3 protein-coding genes and 1 pseudogene are annotated in these 5,281 nt (G+C 56.3%); 3 read left to right on the forward strand and 1 reads right to left on the reverse strand.

Translation table 11 applies throughout. The features are described from left to right. Positions 1–149 precede the first annotated feature (149 nt). Positions 150–446 (reverse strand): hypothetical protein, encoded by a 297-nt coding sequence (locus ABEV74_RS18940; protein ID WP_235593350.1) that lies wholly within the window; start codon positions 444–446, stop codon positions 150–152. Between the two features lie 386 nt (positions 447–832). Here ABEV74_RS18940 and ABEV74_RS18945 point away from each other — a divergent pair, with 386 nt between their 5' ends. The 3 genes and pseudogenes from ABEV74_RS18945 to ABEV74_RS18955 form a co-directional block, all read left to right on the forward strand. Continuing rightward, positions 833–2,746 carry an ATP-binding protein gene (locus ABEV74_RS18945; RefSeq protein ID WP_430148476.1) on the forward strand — a complete coding sequence of 638 codons (1,914 nt, stop codon included), beginning with the start codon at positions 833–835 and terminating at the stop codon, positions 2,744–2,746. Between the two features lie 333 nt (positions 2,747–3,079). Next, entirely contained in the window at positions 3,080–4,492 is a 1,413-nt protein-coding gene (locus tag ABEV74_RS18950; protein WP_430148479.1) for a HEAT repeat domain-containing protein, read from the forward strand. A gap of 176 nt (positions 4,493–4,668) precedes the next feature. Further along, positions 4,669–4,863, forward strand: a pseudogene (locus ABEV74_RS18955) (hypothetical protein); the annotation flags it as partial. Positions 4,864–5,281: the final 418 nt, after the last annotated feature.

Genomic DNA, 5,281 nt, shown 5'->3' on the forward strand with positions numbered 1-5,281 from the left:
CGCCATGAAAGGCGGCCGGGCAGGCGGCGCCGGATAGGCGTCAGCCGAGAGCGTGAAGCGGATGTCCGCGGAGGCGATCCAGAGCATGGCGCCGATGAAAGGCGCGCAAGCGAGGAGCACGAAGCGGTTGAGCGATTTGACTGCGAGCCTCATTTCAACACTTCCAGATTTTTTTGCAGTTCATTCAATTGTTTTTTGACTTCGTTGATTTCGGTATAGAGCTTGTTGCTGTTGTCCGTCTTGTTCGTCGCATTGTCTTTCGTAAAGGTCAGAAGCTCGTTCAGGGCATTGATCTTGTCTTCAAGCTGAACGAGCTTGTCATCAACCTTCGCTTGCAGCTGCCGGATTCGGGCGTCGTAATCGTCCTGCATCTTGGTGATTTGCGCGGCCGTTTGCCGTTCCAGCTCCGCCACCGTCACCGCGCGCAGATGTTCGGTATACTTCAAGGCGCCGTAAGCGCCGGATCCGATAAGAAGAAGCCATGCGATGAGAAAAACGAGGAAAGACCGGTTCGACTTTTTTCGTGACGCTCTCTCATATCTGCCGAGTGTTTCCGCGTGCTCTATTCGGGTATTCATATTCGTTTGACGTTCACCTCGCCTTTGGAAAGGGAACGAACTGCAAAAAAACGATTCTATTATACTTAGACGGACAAACCGCCGCAAAGTTGCGTTTCAAATATAATCGGAAAAGTTTGAAGGAAGTTTGACGGTTTTGTCGAATATAGGGCCGAAGGTCTTAAAAATTGTATAGAAATTCGGAACTGTTTTTCATGTGAAAACGAGTCGAGGTCCTTATTCACGATTACACCATGATGGTTCGAGGTGCTCGAATGAAAGCTGTATCCGGAATCGCCGTGTTGCTGCTGCTGGGCCTGCTGCTTCCGTATTCGGGTCTGGCGAAAGCCGAGTCGCAGAATGAACGCTCCTTGCGTGCATTTCGTTATATGTGGGTATACGATGTTAGCGGTAACGCGGGTACGCTCCCGGACAGCGCCGCAGCGGATTGGAAAACCGCGGACGCCGGCCGTCCGATGCCGTTCTCCAAACCGGCTGGCGCATCCGCGGCATGGATCGAGCTGGATATCGGGCGAAACGATTGCAGCAGCCGCACTTGCGGGCTTTACATATCCCGATTGTACGCCCAGAATGTGAGCGTTTATGTCGACGGGCGGATGGAATACGAGACGAGGCGGAATTATCGGTACGACGTGAACGAAATGCTGCTCCCTTTGCGCCTCGAAGGGGAAGGACGGCTCGTTTATTTGCGCCTGGAAACGGCAACCGGCAAGCTGGGCATTCCAGACTTTCCGGTCGTCGGCGATTACCAGCGCATGCTGGTCAGCTACGTGAAGCGGGACTTGTTCGACATCGTGCTGGGGGGCGCTTATCTGTTTATGGGCCTCGCCGTCTTTTTCGTCGCTCTGTTTGCGAGGAGATCCCGGTTCGCCTCCTGGATGTCGCTGTTCGTGATTTTGATATCGACCGGCATTCTCATCCTGACCTGCACGCCGATCATGTACGCGATATGGCACGATTACGGACAGTGGATGGTCCGCATGTCCAACCTTGCGCTCTATATGCTGCTGCCGGCCATCACCATATTTGTCGAAGGGATACTCGGCAAAGGGACGTTTCGGATTGTCGGCAAGCTTCGCGTTTTTCAAATCATCTTCATGGCGTTCTGTACGGCCGGCCTGCTGCTGAATGAGCTGACTTCTTACCGCTTTTCCGACTACTATTTTTTTCTGTCGGACATCATGCTCGGCGGACTGACGATCGTCCAGTTTGCCATACTGGCCGCTTGTTCAATCGCGCGTTTCCGGCGGGGCAGCAGAAATTCCGTCATTTTGACGGCGGGGCTCGGCATCCTGGCAGTTGCCGTTGCGATCGATCTGGTCCGGTATGCGGCGAACTTCGATGATGAGTTGTACGTATGGAAAATCGGGACGGCCGGGTTTGCGTTTTCGCTCGTTGCGATTTTGGGCAGGGGCATCCGGGAGGACCAGATTCGACTGCTACGTTATTCCCGCGAGCTGAAGGTCTATTTCGATCAACTGCAGCAGTCGGACAAAATGGAGATTATCAGCCAGCTTGCGGCGTCCATCGCGCATGAGGTGCGCAATCCGCTGCAGGTGACGCGGGGCTTTTTGCAGCTGCTGAGCAAAAAAAGCGAAAAGGAGCAGGATAAAAGTTATTTGCTGCTGGCAATGGACGAGCTCGACCGCGCCTCCAAAATCATTACCGATTATTTGACTTTCGCCAAGCCGCAACTGGAAAGCGTCCAGACGCTTCGGGTTTCGGAGGAAATGGCGCAAATTGCCGGGATGCTGGTGCCCCTTGCCAATATGCGGGGCGGGGAAATTACGGTGGACGTGCCGGATCATCTCTATGTGAAAGGAAATCCTTCGAAATTCAAGCAAGCTTTTGTCAACGTGCTGAAAAACAGCATCGAAGCGTTCGACGGCCAGGGAGAAATCCGCATGTGGGCTTACCAGGACCGGCAAGAGGTCGTCATTCATATACGCGACAACGGCGAAGGGATGGACGAGGAAGTGGTGGCGAAGCTCGGAGAGCCGTATTTTTCGAACAAGGCGAAGGGCACCGGACTCGGCCTGCTTGTGACGATTCGGATCGTTGAAGCCATGAAAGGCAAAATCGAGTTTCGCAGCCGGAAAGGCCACGGCACCGAGGTCATCGTGCGCCTGCCGGCGGAACCGCCGGCCGCAGAGCTTGCCGCTCCATAGCTGCGCTTGCTGGTGGGTCCGCGAGATTTGCGCTTCATAGCTGCGTTTGTCAGTGGGTCCGCCAGATTTGCGGCTTTATAGCTGCGTCTGTCGGTGGAGCTACCAGACTTGCCGCTCCATAGCTGCGTTTGTCAGTGGGTCCGTCATACTTGCCGGTTCATAGCTGCGTCTGTCGGTGGGGCCATGCGGCGGGCGCCCCGGTTCGCGGTTCGCGCCTCCTGCCGAAAAGACTTAGTTTTGTATAAATCCGGATGAGAAATATCCATTTCACTTCGGGACGGCAATTTCTACAATGAAGGTGCAGTAAATCTCGATCGACAGGAGGTAGCGCGCATGAACGGTCAGACGCCCGTATTGTTGACAGACGATCAGATGCGCCAGTTTATTACCGAAGGCTTTCTCATTTTGAAAACGGATTTTTCCAAACAATTTCACCAGGAACTGCTTCAGGAACTGAACGAGGTGTACGAGAAGGAAGGCAACCCCGGCAACAATTTGCTGCCCCGGATTCGGGGACTGCGCAAAGTGTTCGACCATCCGGTCATCCGCGGCGGACTTACGAGCGTTCTCGGTCCCGATTATATGCTGCACACCCATCGGCACGGCCATTACAACAGCTCGCCCCAAGCCGGAGGCTGGCACAAGGACAGCTACTGGGGCTACAGCCGGGTGCGCAACCATCATCCGTGGTGGGCGATGATCATGTATTTCCCGCAGGACACGCCGCCCGAGCTCGGGCCGACCGGCATTATGCCCGGCACGCAAAACTACGAATCGCGCACGTTCGACAAAGACGACTCGCCGGGCGAGGCGCTTGCCAGCGGAGAAGCCGGAACGTTTGCGCTCATCCATTACGATATATGGCACCGCTCCACGCCCAACGTGCTCGGTCAGCACCGTTACATGTTGAAGTTCGAATTTATGCGGACCGCGGCGCCCTTTGCGCCGACTTGGGACAACCGGACGCCGGAATGGATTGCGCCCGCTTCCTTCTCCGCGCCGCTCGTGCGCCACGATGCGATGTGGGAGGATACGTGGCTGTGGCTGCAGGGCAAGATCGGCGGAACGGCCGGTCTCGCCTCGGACAGCAGCGAGCGTCTGGCGGAACTGGAAGCGAAGCTGCAAGATCCGTTTGAGCCCGAACGGCTGAACGCCGCATACGGGTTGGCCCGCAATGGCCGGAAGGGCATCGAGCGGCTGCTGCCGGCGCTCGGTCATGAGCGCGCCGAAGTGTCGCGCGCGGCCGCGTACGGCTTGTCGGCTGTGGGAGCCGAGGCTGTGCCGGGGCTGATCGCGGCGCTCGACAGCCCTTCGCCGCATACGGTGATGCACGCCGTATTCGCCCTCGGGGAATTGCGCGAGCTGGCGTCCGCGGCGGTTCCCGCCATTATTCGGCTGCTCGACGGCTCATCCGAACCGGTTCGCCGCACGGCGGTGGAGGCGCTTGGGATGATCGGCGAGCCGGCCGCCCAAGCAACGGAAGGGCTGATTCGCTGTCTGAAGGACGCTGACGTGCAGGTGCGTTTTATGGCGGGTCTGTCGCTGGCCAGACTCGGAAGCAAGGCGGCTGCGGCCGTTCCGCATCTGGTCGCGGCGCTCGAAGACGAGAACCGCTATGTGCGCGGCCATGCGGCCGAGGCGCTCCGCTATATCGGCACGGAAGAAGCCAGGGACGCGCTGATCGACTTCCTGTTCTCGTCGCGCTGGTGCCCGACCACGACGCCGGCCAGCACGTTTTATCCGTAATCCGTTTGCTTCAGGGGCTGTCCCAAAAAGGTCTTGAGTGACCTAGGGATCGCCCCTTCTTTATTTATCTTAGAAAAACAAAAGAAACCGTTTGTTGGTCAAATGGAAGTGACGAGCAACCGTATACGAAAAGAGCGGTTTCTTTGTACCTTCAATATATATAGGTTCAACTTTGCTTGCCAAAGAGCTTGGAAGATGACCTTCCTCCGGCTATCTTGTTCGTGTCGTCAACAGGCGGTCAACTGTCTGGACGACAAGATTTTCGACGCGGCTTACCAGCGGCGCCTTGATGCGGACAGTAGTTGTCCGGTGGCGGACAAGACAGCTATCACCCCAAAATGCTCACCAAAGTTATCATCTACGCCTACACCGCTCCTTTTTTCGATATTGAGGCGGAAGAGGGAGCACCGCAATTATGTCGCTGTCGGACTATGCCAACGGGTCAGGGGGCCGGTAACAGTCGAGCGGGCTGCGCTTGCGAACCGATGTCGTCTGTGACAGCCCAAGCGGACCATTCCAACGGGCCAGGGGGGCCGGTAACATCGAGCGGGCTACGCTTGCGAACCGATGCCGTCTGTGACAGCCCAAGCGGGCTCATTTCAACGGGCCAAGGGGCGGCTGGTAACAGCTAAAGGTGGTGAATACTGCAAAAGTGCAGGATTTTTTCCCTTGACGGACGCCTTTGGCTCACATTCCTGCAAAAATACAGGATTTATTGGTCATTTCTGTCTTATATACCATTTGGAGGTCAAAAATCCTGCATAATCGCCACTAGCGTTGCATCAAAGA

The sequence above is a fragment of the Paenibacillus cisolokensis genome (genome assembly GCF_050481165.1).
Classification (GTDB): Bacteria; Bacillota; Bacilli; order Paenibacillales; family Paenibacillaceae; genus Paenibacillus_AH; species Paenibacillus_AH cisolokensis.

What these genes read in the sequence shown, in the direction of transcription:
- ABEV74_RS18950 (WP_430148479.1), top strand. Translation starts at nt 3,080, where the DNA reads ATGAACGGTCAGACGCCCGTATTGTTGACAGACGATCAGATGCGCCAG.
- ABEV74_RS18945 (WP_430148476.1), top strand. Translation starts at nt 833, where the DNA reads ATGAAAGCTGTATCCGGAATCGCCGTGTTGCTGCTGCTGGGCCTGCTG.